The following is a 14351-nucleotide window of genomic DNA, read 5'->3' on the forward strand; positions in this document are numbered from 1 at the left end:
CTTTCTTTTTGGCTATCCTATTAGCCTCGTCCTAATAAAGGCTTTTGCATGAAGTTTCCTGGTCAGCGCAAATCCAAGCACTATTTTCCGACCCATTCTAAAGATCCTCTTGTTAACCAAATACGCCAAACCCCAACGTTAAAACGATCAACCATCGTCGGCGTGGGGCAAACTATTGTAGACATAGAAGCACGTGTTAATGACGAGTTTTTAGAACGCTACCAGTTGAGCAAAGGACACTCATTGGTTGTTACTCAAGACGTTGCCGACGCACTGTATCAGGAGCTTGTCGACCAAGACCTGATCACCCATCAGTTCCCCGGCGATACCATTGGTAATACGCTACACAACTTTTCGGTGTTGGCGGACAGTAAGTCGGTGCAATTGGGTGTAATGTCTAAAAACATTGAAGTCGGCAGTTACGCTTATCGCTATTTGTGCCGTACATCAAGTAGAGTTAACTTAAACCATCTACAAACCGTAGAAGGGTCCATTGGGCGCTGTTATACACTGATCACCGACGATGGTGAACGAACCTTCGCGATTAATGAAGGGGATATGAATCAGCTTCTTCCAGAGTCGATTCCAAAAAAAGTGTTTGAAAACGCGGCTGCGCTCGTTATCTCAAGCTACTTAATGCGTGGCAAAGAAGGCGACCCAATGCCTCAAGCCGTATTGCGTGCAGTCTCATACGCGAAAGACCATGACGTTCCCGTGGTACTTACCCTGGGCACCAAATATGTTATTGAAGGGCATGCTGATTGGTGGCAAAACTTCATCAAAGCCAATGTCACCATATTGGCGATGAACGAAGAAGAAGGCGAAGCGCTTACTGGGGAAAAAGACCCTTTATTAGCCGCGGACCGCGCGTTGGATTGGGCTGATTTGGTGCTGTGCACCTCAGGTCCTGTTGGACTGTATATGGCGGGATACTGCGACACCAAATACCTACGAGAAACCAAGTATAGCTTGTTACCGGGTAATATTTCCGAGTTTAATCAATACGAATTTAGCCGAGCGATGCGCTTTAAAGAGTGTGTTGTCCCTGCCCGTATTTATTCACATATTGCGCCTTACTTAGGTGGCCCGTTAGAGATCAAAAATACCAACGGCGCTGGTGATGGCGCCTTGTCAGCGCTATTACACGATATTGCTGCCAACCAATATCACAAGCAAAATGTGCCCAATTCGGATAAGCACCAAACGGATTTTTTGACTTATTCATCGTTGTCTCAGGTGTGCAAATACGCCAATCGCGTCAGCTATGAAATGCTCATCCAGCACTCACCTCGCCTGTCTCGCTCCTTACCTGAACGAGAAGACAGTTTAGAAGAGGCGTACTGGGAAAGGTAAGCCATCAAAAAAGGGGCAGCAGGTTTTACACCTACTGCCCCTTTTTATTACTCTTTATCGTCATCTAAGGGTTATGAACTACGATAGAGATCTCTGCACGACGATTACACGCTTTGCCGCTGCGAGTGCTGTTATTACACATTGGCATCGCGTCACCAAATCCACGTGCGAATAAGTTTTTCTTTGCGATCCCACGATCATAAAAGTAATCCGCTACCGCTGTAGCCCTATTAAGTGACAACGCTTCATTATACAGAGCATTACCTTCATCATCTGCATGCCCTTCAACGATTATCTCTACACCACGTTGACTCACTAACACTTGGCTAAGTTGCATCAACTGTCGCATTTGCTCGCGCCCAAGCGCGAACGAGTCTGTTGCAAATTGTACCGGTTTGTCCAGTTTGAGCAGCAAGAAGTCGCCTTTTTCAACTTGATAACTAATGTTCGATTGTCGTAAAAGATCTTCAAGAGAGCTGCTGTCCGGGGTTTCTTTTTGAACAGGCAACGTTTTGGCCACCGCCTCCCACTCCAAATAGGCATTAGGTAAACCGCTAGAGGTTTTTGGAAGTTGAGTGACTCCATAATTTTGAGATGTCTGAAGTTCGGCACAGCCACTTAAAAATGCCAGCGCGATGAAGGTAAGAAAGCCTAATTTAGCCTTAAAAAACATGGTTTAGATGCCTTAATTCAATAACACATGAGAGTTCTGTAGATAATAGCGGCGAGCGATAAAAATTCTTTAGCTTTAAGTTTCGTTTATTCGAAGATAACAGTAGTATGAGGCATCATTTTTACATGGAACCCGTAATGCTAAAAAAACTATTACTGATGACCTTTTCTGCCGCACTGCTACTTTTAGTCGGTTGTAGCGATAACAATCAGCCAGAATTTGGCAAACACTATCACGACTTACCGAGCGATCTCAGTGACGTGATCGCCGACCCTGTAGTCGAAGTTTTTTCTCTGACCTGTGGTCACTGTATGAACTTAGAGCCACAACTTCCGGCCATTAAACAAGGGTTTGGTGGTGATATAGGTAAGGTTCATGTCACCTTTAACGATGCGTCGCGTAGCGCTGCAATGTTTTTCTATGCCGGTGTTACCCAGCTAGGCGAAACGCCTAACACAGAATTTATGGCTGGGCTCTTCAATCTTTATCATGGCAGCTTTAGCAGCTCTGAAGAAAAAATCGCTGCACTCAATAAAACTTTTACTGATGCAGGGATTATCTCCCCCTATGAACTATCCGAAGCTCAAATTGCAGACGTGCTTGAAGCGTCTAAAATTGCAGAGATCGTCACCAGTCGTGCAAAGATCCAAGCTGTTCCAACCTTTATCGTCAAAGGAAAATATCTCGTTGACCTGTCTTCGCACCAAAGCAGTGAAGATATCGCTAATACCATTAAATATTTACTCGAAAAATAGAAAGGTTCTCTATGTCTAAGTTTCTTTTCCCAATTATTATTTTTGTCCTGTTTGGCTTCTTCATTTATCGCACCTGGATGGGACATAAAGCCTCTGACGAAAACTTTGCCATCGGCCAAGCTTTTTTAATAGAAAACGGCACCAAAGAAGGGGTTCAAACCACAGAAAGTGGGCTGCAGTATTTGGTTTTACAACCAGGTACTGGAACGGCAAACCCAACCGCTGCAAGCACTGTAAAAGTGCATTACCACGGTACACTCATCGACGGAACTGTGTTTGATAGCTCTGTAGACCGCGGTCAACCTATCGAATTTAAACTTAATCAAGTTATCGCAGGCTGGAAAGAAGGCCTTCAGTTGATGGTTGAAGGGGAGAAAATAAGATTGTTTGTACCAAGTACTCTTGCGTACGGTAAGAAAGGAGCAGGCCCTATTGGACCAGGCTCTACTCTCATCTTTGACGTCGAGCTTCTTGAAATCAAATAGCCAACTTTAAAAAGCCGAGATAAAAATACGCCATCACTTGAGTGATGGCGATTTATTATACTGGGTACAATCTTAGTCCAGACTCTTCGACCATTATGCAATCCATCCCAGCGGCATGCGCTGCTTGCTTACCCAACTCTGTATCTTCAAACACGACGCAGTGAGTTGCATCTAACCCCATCGCTCGGGCTGCAAGCAAAAAGGTGTCTGGATTAGGTTTGTGGTTTTTAACTTCCGTCGCTGATACTACGGTTTCAAAATACTCCAGTAGCTGATTATCTTCTAACAAAGATAACGCTGACGCTCTCTGAGAGCCTGTACCCACCGACATTGGCTTCTTGCCAGACCATTGCTTTACTAGGTCTACAGTAAGCTTGATAGGTTGTCCTTTATCAGCGATCTCTGCAAAACGCGCCATTTTAAAAGAAGACACTTCCATTGCGTCTAGATCAAGACCGTATTTTTTGTTTACTTCTAAAGTGATCTTAGGGCTTGGCATACCACCTAATGAATTCATCCACTTTCTGTCGTAAGGGAAATGAAAATGTTGCGCAGTTTGATGCCAGGCATCTAGGTGTGATGGCATGGTATCGATTAAGGTGCCATCCATATCAAAAATCAGCCCTTGGTACTTATCTATATTCACGTTGACCTCGTTCACAATAATTCAGTTGCTAATGTACGAATGCTACGTGTTAAGTGCAAGAGTACTTTTGATGACAAAGAAACCAATGAACAGAACATTGGCTTGGTTTGTTTTTTTTAGAGAACTCAATGCAACATTAAGCGGTTTTGAATACCGATACTGCCTTGTTCATTTCCAGTGCTTGCGTCGATACAGAATTCACTTCTAGTAGACAGTTTTCCGCTGCACGCATATTATTTGTCGAGATATCATTGAGCTGCATAATAGACTCACTCACCTGATTCATAACGATCCCCTGCTCTTCAATAGCCGATGCGATGCTTTCAGAATTGGCTTGTATTGACCCCATATCACCGATAATTTTGCTTAAAGACTCATCAAGTTCTTGTGATGAGTTTTTGGTTTCACTTCCTTGCGTTGTACAGTCGGTAATATCGTTCACCACTGTAGACATTTGCTTTTGAATGGAAGATACGACATTAGCAATCTCCTCGGTGGATTGATGAGTGCGGCTTGCGAGCGCCCTTACTTCATCCGCTACTACCGCAAATCCACGCCCTTGCTCGCCAGCTCGAGCGGCTTCTATTGCAGCATTAAGCGCCAATAAATTGGTCTGCTCTGCAATTTCTTGGATTATCACAACCGCGCCACCAATCTGGTCAACGTTAGTATTGAGCGAGGCAATGGATTCTTGACTGTGATTAAGGGTTGTTGAGAGTTGTTCAATTTTAGAAATTGTTGACTCTACCACTTTACGACCAATTCGAGCGTTCTCAGTTGCATGCTGAACCCCCGAAGCAGCAACAGTGGTACTTTCAGAGATCTCATTGATTGTAGAAACCATTTGAGAGACAGACGTTGCCATTGTTGTGGTGTGTTCTGATTGCTTTTTAAATTGAGTAATAACGCCTTCAAGTTGCCCGTGCATACTTTCCGTATTGCTTGTGAGTAGTAATGATTTTTGTTGTGAACCCGAAACGATGTCTTCTAACTTCTTGAGTAACTTATTAAATTCGCAACCAATAGTACTTAGTTCGTCTTTTCCTTCAGTTTTAACCCGCAATGAGACATCATTGGTACTAGTGATCTTGCCAATGGTTGATATGAGTTCGTACATATTACGGTTTATAGAGCGCATCGTATGCATAATCACGAAGGCAACAAGTAACACCACAGCAATTGAAATAGTCCACTTTATTGTACTCACACTAGCTCGGTAATCTTCAATTTGTGAGTCTATTTGAGAGGCGTACTCACCAAACTGCTGTTCAATGGTATGCGAAAGTGTCCGCACTTGACCTTTTAGGCCTTCGTTGTAAGCCACTCCGACAATGTGTGCCTGCTCCACAACGGCTTTTGCAGCTTGGGTTAACTTTAACGGTAAATTTTGTGTTGTCGAAGACGTGGATACTTTCCCTTGTTGAATGTCGTTAGTCAAATAGAACGTAGCCTCTTTTTGTTGCTCATTAAGCGAAGGTAGTGCCTCATTAATTAGACGGTTAAATTCGCCTTTTAAGCCTGAGTCATCATCTAATCCAAGCACTGATTGCTGTTTCACTAGTGATGTAAAACCTTCTTGATACGCCTTTAAGTCATTTACTAGTCGAGTCGTTACAGTGAAATTAAATGACTCAAGTTTTTGGTTTAAAGAATCGTCAATCTCGACAAAATCTTGCACATTACTGTTAAAGCTATCCAGATACTTATCATCCAGGCGCAGCAAAAAATCTTTCTCGTTACGGCGTAACATTAGCAATTCAACATTGAGTTCTGTGATCTGATTTCTCGCCAATGATAATTGTTGGTCTTTTTGTATTAAATGCGTTGCAACTAGTACCAGTAAAATTATCCCACTTAACGAAATTGCACCGAGTAGATAGAGTCTGATTTTAATAGTCATTCAGTTTTTCCTTGCCAATCACTAATATCAAAATATGCGCCCATGAACCGTTCAATAGCACCCATTTTAAGGGCATCCATTCTGTATATAGGGAGTATAGTCTAACTTTTGCAGTGTGGTGATAATTAATAATTGGGGTCAGAGTCAATTGACTCTGACCCCAAGATTTGGTTCGACTATAAAGACTGGCTAATTGAACCCTAAAGCCGGGATGAAAAATGCAATCCAATTATGTGCCGAGTTAGTGATATAATGGAGCAATTCGACAAATCGAATCACGCTTTATGCTCAATTTGTCCAGTGTGAATTCGATTGCAAAGCATCAAAAAGGGCCCAAATGGGGCCTTTATTGTTTCGTTTGCATAGGCACCCATTTAATAAGGCTTCAACTCAAATGATTAATAATAATATCCAGTGGTTTCCTGGTCACATGCATAAAGCTCGTAAAGAGATAGAAGAAGTGATCCCACAAATCGATGTGATTATTGAAGTTCTCGATGCGCGGATCCCTTATAGCAGTGAAAACCCGTTAATTTCTAGCTTGCGCAAAGACAAACCTGTCATAAAAGTATTAAACAAGCGCGATTTGTGCGATCCAGAAGTCACTCAGCTATGGATCGAACATCTAGAAAAAGAGCAAGGTGTAAAAGCAATTGCGGTCACCACAGAACAAATCCAAGAGATCACTCAAATAGTCGAGCTGTGCCGAAAAATGGCACCGCATCGGGAACAAATGGGCAAAAACATTCGCACCATGATAATGGGGATCCCAAACGTTGGTAAATCAACCATAATCAATACACTCGCTGGGCGAACCGTCGCTCAAACAGGTAACCAGCCCGCGGTGACTCGCCACCAGCAGCGCATCAATCTGCAAAATGGCGTGGTGTTATCCGATACTCCTGGGATTTTATGGCCAAAGGTTGAAAATCCACACAGTGGATTTCGCTTGGCTGCGACCGGAGCCATCAAAGACACAGCGATGGAATACGACGAAGTTGCCTTTTACACGGTAGAGTATTTGGCAAAGCACTACCCACACCTACTCAAGGAGCGCTATCAACTTGAAGTGCTACCTGATACAGAGGTCGAATTGATGGAGGCCTTGGGCGCTAAACGTGGCTGTTTACGTGCAGGAGGTCGCATTGATCTGCACAAAGCTTCTGAAATTTTATTGCATGAACTTCGACAAGGTACGATTGGCCAAATCACTCTAGAAAGACCAGAGATGATCACTCAAGAACTCATCGAAGTGGAAGAAGAGTCTGCTCGAAAAATAGAAGCTAAAGCCAAAAAGAAAGAAGAGCGCCGTAAACGCTATTTACGCAACAAACGTTAGTGCGACAATTCTGATTCACAAAAGCAAATTCTGTCGCTGATGAGTTGCCTGACTGGCAAAATGCAAAAAGGCGCAATTTTCATTGCGCCTTAACACCTTGTCGCTCAATCGTGAGTTTGCGAAGTTGCTCTCTTAAGGTAATGCATCGAAGAAATAAAGGCTCGATGTCTGTATGAAATACCTTGGACGCAACCTGTGTGACAAGGGGTAGAGTGTTTTTCTGTAATTAATTAAACAGTCCTAATTGTAGGTAAGGTGTCGTCCTCCTTGTTGTCTTCACCTTACATTTTTAGTCTGGTACAAAATCGTAATATTGCAAGTTTTTAGACTAAAATTTACAGCATTGAATTTCGATAAGTAATCTCACTGCCGATCTGATAGACTAGGTGGCTCTAAGACTGTTAAAAACAAGCTTTTCAACACTCAATCTCACCCTACTCGCTATAAATAAAGGTCATTGGTGTCTAGCAAACGATTTCATCGCTTTCATCACATTCCCCCCTCACAGGCTTCACTGTCGTTAGGGGTAGTAGGGCTGGCACAAGCATGGGCGTTGTACGCGCCTGAATTTGGCTTGGTTATCCAACCCTACCTAATATTATGCGGTACGCTTTTAGTCATACCTGTATTACTAAAATATCTATTAAACCCTTCATTGTTCCTTACCGACATTCAACATCCTCTTTCAGGAAGTTTGATGGCGCCAATGAGCATGACGTTATTAGTGTTGTGTGACTATCTGTCCGAAGTATTACCACAGTTTGCCCACGTTTTATGGCTCTGCGCACTGACGCTACATCTGACCATGTTGACGTTATTTTTTGGTTTTCAGCTATCGAACTTTAAAATGTCCAACATAGTACCAAGCTGGTTTCTTTACCCTGTTGGTGTGATTTCCAGTACCTTAGCGGGCTCGCGTTTAGGCCATGAGGTTTTTTCTCAAAGCATGGCTATGGTCTGCATCGCGATCTATTTTTTGATGTTACCACTGGTGCTGTACAGATTGGTCTTTTTTGGCATGCTACCTAGACGTGCGCGTCCAACGCTTGCCATTATGGCTGCGCCGGTAAATTTATCGCTGGCGGCTTATTTGGTCACATTCGATAACCCGGACCCTATCCTTGCCGGTGCATTAGCTGGCATCGCCATCACAATGACGTTGCTGATCTATTTGTGTTACCTCAAGTTGGTTAGGTTAAAATTTCAACCCTCTATTGCTACTATCACTTTTCCGTCAGTGATCAGCGCTATCGCAATGCAACGACTAACGAGTTGGTTTGCAGGTGAGCATCCTCATTGGCACTGGCTACACTATTTTGGGTTCTTTGAAATTCTTGTTGCTACCGTATTGGTTATTTGGGTATCGGTGGGATATCTAGGTTTGTATTGGCCACAGTGGTTTGCTTTTGAAGGAGCAAAAGCTGTACAAAAATCGTCTACTCCTCCAAATGCACCTTAAGCCCTTAGCTTACACCGTGTAAAAATTCGGCTCGAGTTGAAGCATTCGATTTGAACAGTCCGCCTAACGCGGTGGTGGTCGTTTCACTGGTTGCATCCATCACCCCGCGCGACTTGACGCAATAGTGCGTCGCCGACATGGTCACGGCTACATCATCAGAGTCGAGCAACGTTTGCAAGGCAACAAGTATTTGCTGGGTCATGCGCTCTTGCACTTGGGGTCTTTGTGCAAAAAATCGAACAATTCGATTAATTTTCGATAGACCAATAATTTTGCTTCGAGGAATGTACGCCACCGTACATTTACCATCGATCGTCACCAGATGGTGCTCGCACGTACTGGTAACAGTGATATCTTTCACCTTCACCATCTCACTGACTTGCATTTTATTCTCGATGACAGTGATCTTGGGAAACTGTTGATAATCCAATCCCGAAAAAATCTCATCCACATACATTTTAGCGATGCGCTTTGGCGTTTCGACAAGGCTGTCATCAGTAAGATCCAACTCTAACAGTGTGAGAATTTCTCGCATATGATGTTCAATTTTCTCTTTCTTGGCGTCTCGAGAATATTTATTTGGCACCATAGGGGTTTCTAAACCTCTTGTTTCCAATGCGTTTTTGACTAGCAGCGCGGAGTCGGACAATGTTTGAAGGTTTTTATCCAGCATACTTTCTTTCCATAAATTGCATGCTCAAAGGATACCGACAAAATAGCAATAAATACACCTTCAAAACGCTGCATTGTGTTAAAATCGTGTCACTAAAATTTACACAAAAAGGAATACACTGTGGGTTGTTGTGATGCTCCTGGCTTAATGCCAATTTCAGACGCGATTAATCAAATGTTGTCGACCACTAAAACGTTACCTGATGTCGAATCACTTGATATTTCAAACGCTGTAGGACGTATATTATCCACTCCAGTACAGTCACCCCTAAATGTCCCCCCTTTTGACAACTCAGCAATGGATGGTTACGCCGTAAGGATCCATGACTTAGAGAATCAAACAATACTACCGTTGGCCGGTCAGTCATTTGCGGGCCACCCTTTTACTGGTCACTGGGAAATCGGTACCTGCATTAGAATCATGACAGGAGCACAAATCCCAGAAGGCTGTGATGCTGTGGTGATGCAAGAAGATGTCAGCACTACTGAAGAAGGCCATGTTTCTTTCGATAGCAAAGCCATCAAGCGTGGTCAAAATATTCGCCAAAACGGCAATGATATTTCCATCGGCAGCACCGTGTTTAACTCAGGCCATAAGCTTACCCTGCGCGATCTCCCTATTCTTGCCTCTTTGGGGATCGCAACTGTCTCTGTGTTCCAAAAAGTCAAAGTGGCGATTTTCTCTACAGGTGATGAAATAAAATCACTCGATGAGCCCCTCAAAGCAGGTGAAATATACGACAGTAATCGATACGGCTTAATCCCGCTATTTGAGAAGTTTGGTGCCGAGGTCATTGACCTAGGGATTATTGTAGACGACAAAACCGCAATAAAAGAGACCTTCGACAAAGCCCAACAGTGCGCCGATATCGTCATTACTTCAGGCGGTGTTAGCGTTGGCGAAGCTGACTACACCAAAGATATATTAGAAGAAATGGGCGAAATCGGTTTTTGGAAAATCGCCATTAAACCAGGTAAACCCTTCGCCTTTGGCCAACTGCCCAATGCCTTTTTCTGTGGATTGCCCGGTAACCCCGTTTCCGCAGCGATTACCGCTCATGTACTTGTCGAACCGTTTTTGGCGAAAATGTCTGGTCACAGCGAGTGGACACCCGATGTCACGCTTAACGCTAAAAGCTTAAGCGCCTTCAAAAAGCGTCCAGGCCGTACAGATTATCAACGTGGCATATACCGCGTAGAAAATGGGGAGGTGGTTGTAGAGAGCTGCGCTAACCAGAGTTCCGGTGCTTTTATGTCGATGAGCATCGCAAATTGCTATGTCATACTTGAACAAGAACGGGGAAGTGTGACAAAGGGAGAAACGGTAACAATTCAACCATTTGGAGCTGCTCTATTGTAGTGTGCTCGGTAGATTTTCACTGTGTAATCAACTACAGTGCTAGTTAATTCGTCGTCGTAGTGTTGATATAGGATACTGACTGGTTTAGGTATGAACGCCACTGTTAAGCGCCTTTGGGCACTCTACTCTTTGATATGGGCTATAAGTTTGTGCGTGCTTTACTTTATCAGTATGAGCACATGGGACACTATCGTCGATAAAAAAAAGATTGAGCAAGCCGCGGCTATCGAACTCTTCTCCAGCGGTGTACAAGGCTTATTGGAGTCTCAAGACATAGTGTTAACTCTATTGGGCAACCAATTGAGCGAACATCTACCAGTAACAGCCGAAAGCATCCTAAAAACCACTGCAAAGTTAGATACATTACTTGAATCCAATCCAGCTGTGTACGCCTTTGCTTTTATAAAGCCAGACGGTACCGTTGCTATGGCAACGTCCAACATGTATGACGGTGAAATAAGCAGTCAAAATACCTTTAACTTTTTGGAAAATCCCGTAACCAAAGAATCATTCGTGCGCACGCTAAATAGCGACAGCGTGATTTTAGGCCGAACCTATTTTATCTCCGAACTCGACGATCTGGTGATTCCTGTAAGAAAAACCATCAAAGATGACAAAGGCAACATACTCGGTGTTATGTCAGCAGGGATACGAGCAAAGGACTCACAACTGTTTCAACATGACTTTTCCAATAGTTCTCAGCTAATCGGGATTGCTCGCTCAGATGGTTATTGGCAGTACAACTCTGAATACAACAGTCTTAATGACAAAACGTTGGCTGATGAGTTTTTTCAAAGGCCTATTCCAAGCTCTTATTTCGATACTGTTGTCGACAATTTATACGACGTCTACAGCGTCGACCCAAGCACCATTAAACAGAACACCCAAAAGTACATGTTCGAACATAAAGGCAAAAAAGAGCACTTGCAGGTCGCACTCTCCTATGACCCTCGCTTCGATCACTGGTATGTGTCTTACGTTGACTGGCCACAGCTACAGTATCAGTTAACCACAACCTTATTCCCCTACTTCGTGGTGTTTGTGTCTCTTCATACGGTGTTCTTCATGCTGTTTCGCTTCACCTCTCAAACGCAACAAGAAAATGAGGCATCTCTCATCAAGCTTGCTAATCAAGACTCGCTAACAGGCTTACCTAACCGTAGGTATTTGCGAGACAACTTTGATGCATGGATCCAACATCACAAACGCTTTAGCCTTTTGTTTGTCGATCTCGATCATTTTAGAAAAATTAACGACAGCTACGGCCATGAAGCAGGAGATATTGTACTTACTGAGTTAAGCGAACGAGTGCGAAGTGTGCTTGGCTTATTCGATATTTTAATTAGAGAAGCTGGTGACGAATTTATTGTTGTTTCGCCCCAAACCAATCAACCTTATTTGGAAGAGCTCGCAAAAAAGATCAACAGTGAGCTAAGCAATCCGTTCAACATTTTTGGCTCAGACGTTGTGTTAGGTTGCAGCATAGGCGTTTCAGTCTATCCGGACCACGGAAAAAACCTCGTTGACTTGTTGAAATCGGCCGACAGAGCAATGTACCTCGCCAAAAAAACCCGTAATAGCTACCGATTTTTTGACGAGTCTTTACGTGGAGAGTCTCAGTTTAAGTTTCGCGTAGAGCAAAAACTTCGCCAAGCTCTTGAGCATAACGACCTCAAAATTAAGTATCAGCCGCAAGTGAATGCCGAACTCTGTTTATCTGGCGTTGAAGCATTGCTTCGATGGCACGACCATGAACTCGGCGTGGTGTCGCCAACACTCTTTATCACCATTGCAGAAAAAGCGGGCATGATGCCTGAGGTAAGCCGCTACTTGTTCAGCCACTTGATCACAGAAGTATCGCAATTTAACCCTTACTTAAAACAAGCCAGTTTATCGGTCAATATTTCGGTCAGTCATTTTATGATGGATTGCTTTGTGTCCGATGTCGTACCACTCATCAATAAATGTAAAGAAAGCGATGTCGAACTGGTTTTAGAGATCACAGAAACTCTGCTCATAAACGATATCGTTCAAGCAATACAACGCGTTGTCGAGCTAAAAAGTCTGGGGGTCAAAATATCGTTGGATGACTTTGGTACGGGTTACTCGTCACTCAGCATGCTCAAAGATCTGCCAATGGATGAGATTAAAATCGACCGAAGCTTTATTCAAAACGTAGAAACCGATAATAACGCCTACAAAATGGTGAAAAACATTGTTGCGATTGGAAAAAACTTAGATAAGTTAATCGTTGCCGAAGGTATTGAAAATGCCAGTCATTGGCAACTCCTAACGCAATGTGGTTGTGACCTATTTCAGGGGAATTTCGTCGCTAAGCCTCTCACATTACGTGAAATCAACGAGTTTTCTACTCGCCACCAAACGTCTTCTAAGGCTAAAGAAGTGCTTCTTTCCGACGTCTAAATCACCTTTTTCACGATATCAAAAATTTTCCCTTATCTAGCAAAATCTAACGCAAATCTTTGCGCAATCGTTTAACCATAAATAGACTTTTTTTATGTTGATCAACATCACGAGAATTGCTGAAAAGTCATTGATTTCGTTTAGCGAATAACGCTATCTTGTGTGTATATTCACAGGCGTACTGAAACGCTAAACCCTTGTAGGGTCAAACCGCAGGGCATTACCTTAATGGAAAAGGATTGCGCAATGAGCAATAAATTGAACCAACTTAAAAACGTCACTACTGTTGTAGCAGATACCGGTGATATCGAAGCGATCAAAAAATACCAACCTCAAGACGCAACAACCAATCCATCGTTGATTTTAAAAGCTGCGGAAATGCCTGAGTACGCTTCACTCGTTAGCAACGCTGTTGAATACGCAAAAGCAAATGTCAGTGACAAAGCAGAGCAAATTGAGCTCGCTTGCGATCGTCTAGCGGTTATTATTGGTCAAGAAATCCTAAATATTGTCCCTGGTAGAATCTCTACAGAAGTTGACGCTCGTTTGTCTTACGATACCGAAAACAGTGTAAAAAAGGCGCGTCAAATCATTGCAATGTACGCAGAACAAGGCATTGGTAAAGAGCGCATCTTAATCAAACTCGCATCAACGTGGGAAGGGATCCAGGCGGCAAAAGTGCTTGAAGCCGAAGGCATCAATTGTAATCTAACGCTACTCTTCTCCTTTGCACAGGCCAAAGCGTGTGCAGAAGCTGGCGTATACCTTATTTCACCGTTTGTCGGTCGTATTATGGATTGGTACAAAGCGAAACAAGGCGTCGATTTTGAAGCTGCAGAAGATCCAGGGGTGCTATCAGTCACCAAGATCTACAACTACTACAAACAACACGGTTACAATACCGTCGTTATGGGTGCGTCATTCCGTAATACCGGCGAAATTTTGGAACTAGCGGGTTGCGATCGTCTTACCATCAGCCCACAACTTCTAGAAGAGCTAGAAAACGCCAGCGGCGATGTTCCAACTAAGTTGGTCGATATCGGTGCTACAGAGAAAGCGCCAGCTGAACTTACTCATGCTGAGTTTCTTTGGGAGCATAACCTTGACCCAATGGCTGTAGAGAAGCTCGCCGAAGGCATCCGTAACTTTGCCGTTGACCAAGGCAAACTAGAAACAAAGATTGAAGCAATGCTGTAAATTCAGTTTGCACTAAAAAGGGAGGCTTAGCCTCCCTTTTTAGTGTCTGCAATGTGCCCTTAGCCTATGGCGCACTGTGGATCTCGCC

12 protein-coding genes are annotated in these 14351 nt (G+C 43.5%); 8 read left to right on the forward strand and 4 right to left on the reverse strand.

The window, feature by feature from the left end:
* Nucleotides 1-48 precede the first annotated feature (48 nt).
* A complete protein-coding gene (locus ST37_RS01980; protein ID WP_084883206.1) occupies nucleotides 49-1353 on the forward strand; it encodes an inosine/guanosine kinase in 1305 nt (434 codons plus the stop codon).
* A gap of 64 nt (nucleotides 1354-1417) precedes the next feature.
* Here ST37_RS01980 and ST37_RS01985 read toward each other — a convergent pair whose 3' ends face one another.
* The gene (locus ST37_RS01985) at nucleotides 1418-2026 is read right to left on the reverse strand and encodes an OmpA family protein (RefSeq protein WP_084883209.1); all 609 of its coding nucleotides are present in this window, start codon (nucleotides 2024-2026) and stop codon (nucleotides 1418-1420) included.
* A gap of 137 nt (nucleotides 2027-2163) precedes the next feature.
* Between ST37_RS01985 and ST37_RS01990 the strand changes: the two genes are divergently transcribed.
* Together ST37_RS01990 and ST37_RS01995 are read left to right on the forward strand one after the other, a co-directional pair.
* Nucleotides 2164-2781: a thioredoxin domain-containing protein gene (locus ST37_RS01990; RefSeq protein ID WP_172400913.1), complete on the forward strand. Its 618-nt coding sequence runs from the start codon at nucleotides 2164-2166 to the stop codon at nucleotides 2779-2781.
* A gap of 11 nt (nucleotides 2782-2792) precedes the next feature.
* On the forward strand, nucleotides 2793-3266 hold the full coding sequence (locus ST37_RS01995; protein ID WP_084883214.1) for an FKBP-type peptidyl-prolyl cis-trans isomerase: 474 nt from the start codon (nucleotides 2793-2795) through the stop codon (nucleotides 3264-3266).
* A 55-nt stretch (nucleotides 3267-3321) separates the two neighbouring features.
* Here the strand turns inward: ST37_RS01995 and ST37_RS02000 are convergent, their stop codons facing one another.
* Both ST37_RS02000 and ST37_RS02005 read right to left on the reverse strand, forming a co-directional pair.
* Nucleotides 3322-3927 (reverse strand): beta-phosphoglucomutase family hydrolase, encoded by a 606-nt coding sequence (locus ST37_RS02000; protein ID WP_084883217.1) that lies wholly within the window; start codon nucleotides 3925-3927, stop codon nucleotides 3322-3324.
* A gap of 121 nt (nucleotides 3928-4048) precedes the next feature.
* Entirely contained in the window at nucleotides 4049-5812 is a 1764-nt protein-coding gene (locus tag ST37_RS02005; RefSeq protein ID WP_084883219.1) for a methyl-accepting chemotaxis protein, read from the reverse strand.
* A gap of 394 nt (nucleotides 5813-6206) precedes the next feature.
* Between ST37_RS02005 and ylqF the strand changes: the two genes are divergently transcribed.
* Nucleotides 6207-7151, forward strand: coding sequence for a ribosome biogenesis GTPase YlqF (gene ylqF, locus ST37_RS02010; RefSeq protein WP_084883222.1), 945 nt, complete (start codon nucleotides 6207-6209; stop codon nucleotides 7149-7151).
* Between the two features lie 460 nt (nucleotides 7152-7611).
* A complete protein-coding gene (locus ST37_RS02015; protein ID WP_084883225.1) occupies nucleotides 7612-8610 on the forward strand; it encodes a TDT family transporter in 999 nt (332 codons plus the stop codon).
* A gap of 4 nt (nucleotides 8611-8614) precedes the next feature.
* Here ST37_RS02015 and folE read toward each other — a convergent pair whose 3' ends face one another.
* Nucleotides 8615-9283 (reverse strand): GTP cyclohydrolase I FolE, encoded by a 669-nt coding sequence (gene folE / locus ST37_RS02020; protein ID WP_084883228.1) that lies wholly within the window; start codon nucleotides 9281-9283, stop codon nucleotides 8615-8617.
* Nucleotides 9284-9403: 120 nt separating this feature from the next.
* On the opposite strand from folE, the gene moeA reads away from it, so the two are divergent.
* From moeA to tal, 3 genes are all read left to right on the forward strand, one after another.
* Nucleotides 9404-10642, forward strand: coding sequence for a molybdopterin molybdotransferase MoeA (gene moeA, locus ST37_RS02025; RefSeq protein WP_084883231.1), 1239 nt, complete (start codon nucleotides 9404-9406; stop codon nucleotides 10640-10642).
* A 90-nt stretch (nucleotides 10643-10732) separates the two neighbouring features.
* Entirely contained in the window at nucleotides 10733-13066 is a 2334-nt protein-coding gene (locus ST37_RS02030; RefSeq protein WP_084883234.1) for an EAL domain-containing protein, read from the forward strand.
* A 246-nt stretch (nucleotides 13067-13312) separates the two neighbouring features.
* A complete protein-coding gene (gene tal, locus ST37_RS02035) occupies nucleotides 13313-14263 on the forward strand; it encodes a transaldolase (protein WP_084883237.1) in 951 nt (316 codons plus the stop codon).
* The last annotated feature ends 88 nt before the right edge of the window (nucleotides 14264-14351 follow it).

It is taken from the genome of Vibrio sp. qd031, from assembly GCF_002100145.1.
In the GTDB taxonomy this organism is placed as follows: Bacteria; Pseudomonadota; Gammaproteobacteria; order Enterobacterales; family Vibrionaceae; genus Vibrio.